The sequence below is a fragment of the Sphingobium mellinum genome (assembly GCF_037860795.1).
In the GTDB taxonomy this organism is placed as follows: domain Bacteria; phylum Pseudomonadota; class Alphaproteobacteria; order Sphingomonadales; family Sphingomonadaceae; genus Sphingobium; species Sphingobium mellinum.
Map to the genome: position 1 here is coordinate 1 of NZ_JBANRK010000051.1, position 2,460 is coordinate 2,460.

1 protein-coding gene is annotated in these 2,460 nt (G+C 60.5%); it reads left to right on the forward strand.

Annotated features, from left to right (window positions below):
- Positions 1 to 642 precede the first annotated feature (642 nt).
- On the forward strand, positions 643 to 2,346 hold the full coding sequence (locus AAC640_RS18315) for a CocE/NonD family hydrolase (protein WP_340268889.1): 1,704 nt from the start codon (positions 643 to 645) through the stop codon (positions 2,344 to 2,346).
- Positions 2,347 to 2,460 lie beyond the last annotated feature (114 nt).

The following is a 2,460-nucleotide window of genomic DNA, read 5'->3' on the forward strand; positions in this document are numbered from 1 at the left end:
TGAAGGGCGCGAGTGGTATCGGTCCACATCGTTGAATCCATGGTAGTTTTTGGCGAAACCCATGAATCAACGACAGGTCAGGCCGTCAAGCTAACCTGCTGATACCACTCAACTTAATTTCCGATCGGGCTCTCAATCATGGCGAAGTACTTATTGGACTGGCCGGCGCCGTGGGTCCATTATTTCAGAAAATCAAGACGCCTGCGGCAAAGCAGGCACAAACGGAGAGGCTCGATGAATATATTTCGACCAGTGGCCGTTGCGATAAACACAATGCCGATTTCCAGATGCTATGCACAATCTGGTTCGGTAGTGGCTAAATTGCAGGACGCTGTGACCGCAGTAAAGGCCGATGCCGTCCCGAAGTCCGGGTTTGACCAAGGTTTCCGGCATTGCAGCAGTGAGTCCGGGCACGAATTTCACCATCGATGCCGGCTTTTTTTCGGCTAGTTCTAGGACTTAGTGGGGGTGCCACGGCGCCTCGGTTTACGCGAGACACCCGGCGAAAACCTCCGCATCGGCTTTTACGTGAACAATCTTGTCGACAAGCAATATGTCTCGAACCGGTTAACGGCCATGCCTCTCGGTACGACCTATTGTGCCGGATTGCGCGCATATTCAACTGGCAATTAAAGGAAGATCATGACCCCACCCGTTAAAGCCGATACGCCGTCGCGGGCGGCCAAGGTTAACGTGGAATTCGACGTTCCCTCGCGCATGCGAGATGGGACGGTACTCCGCGCCAATGTCTACAGGCCCGAGGGACCGGGCGCCTGGCCCGTGCTTCTCGCCCGTTCGCCATACGGTAAAGATCTGCCTATGGCTGTGGAACTGCTTGATCCCGTTCAAACGGCCCGCCAGGGTTTTCTGGTCGTGATGCAGGACACGCGCGGCCGCTTCGTCTCGGAAGGTGAGACCCAATCTTTCCGATTCGAACGCGACGATGGCTATGATTCGGTCGAATGGGCCGCGAAACTGTCTGGATCCAACGGGCGCGTGGGGATGTTCGGGGCCAGCTATTTCGGTAACACCCAGTGGATGGCCGCGCTGGCGCAGTCGCCCTCGCTGGCGGCGATTTCGCCCATGGTCACCTGGCGCGATCCCATGGATGGTCTCTACGCCAGGGGCGGCGCCATCGAGCTGGGTCTTGAGCTGGCCTGGACGCTGCTGATGGGTCCCGACTATGTGATGAAATTGCCGATCCCCATGGAGGAGCGCGTCGGCCGCATGGGTGCGATCCTGGCTGACTATGAAGCTCTTGCGACAGACGGCTATTGGGATCTGCCGGTGCGCCGTGGCGTCATGCTTGGGCGCCACAAACTCCCGGGCCTAGGCGCGTTCCGCGCCCTCGACGATCCGGATAGCGTCAACTGGTGCCAGGTGGCGGGACAGCATGACCGGATCGCTGTCCCGAGCTTCCATACGGGGGGATGGTACGACATCTTCCTGCAAGGAACGCTCGACAATTTCGCCGAGATGCCCCGCCTCGGACGCGACGCGCGACTGGTGGTCGGGCCGTGGTCGCATAGCGAGTTCGGCGACAAGGTCGGCGATCTGAGCTTCGGCCTCGCCTCCCGCCGTCTCGGCGTGGCGTCCTATCCCTATGGCGACCTCAACGCGTTTCAACTCGCCTGGTTTCGGCGGCATCTCGAAGCGGGTGCCGATATTCACCTCCCCGAGTCCAAGGTCCGCATCTTTGTGATGGGGCGCAATGTTTGGCGCGACGAAAACGAATGGCCGCCGGCGCGCGCCAAGGTTCAGCGCCATTTCCTGCGCGCCGACGGCTCGCTGACACCAGCCGGGCCATCTTCCGACGAGGTCGCCACGGAGTTCGTCTATGATCCGTCCGATCCCGTGCTGACCGTGGGCGGCCATCTCGTCATGGCGGGGGCTTTCCCACCCGGGCCCAAGGAACAGGGGTCGGTCGAGGCAAGACAGGATGTCTGCGTCTTCACGTCCCCGCCCCTCGAACAGGAGCTCGAAGTCACCGGGCGCGTCCGCGTCGTCCTGAACTGCGTAAGTTCCGCGCCATCGACCGATTGGGTGGCGCGCCTGTGTGACGTGCATCCCAACGGCCAGTCGTTCAACCTGTGCGACGGCATCATCCGGGTGCACGAAGGAGCCGATCGTGCCGGTACCCACGAGATCGACCTTTGGTCGACGAGCAACGTGTTCCTGCCCGGACATCGTATTCGGGTGCACGTCACCAGCAGTTCATTCCCCCGGTGGGATCGCAACCTCAACACCGGCGATCAGGACAGTGCGCGATCCGAAGTAGCGCGGCAGCGCATCCGGCATGACGCCGATCACCCCTCCTTCATCGAACTGCCCGTGATCGACGGATGATTGCACGAGCGGTAATATCTAAATTGCCCCATCTGGGCACCTCGAAAAACCGAGTGATTTTGGTATGAGGGCGTAGGAAGGGGCACGCGGCTCTGATGAAAGGCGCCGTTTCGG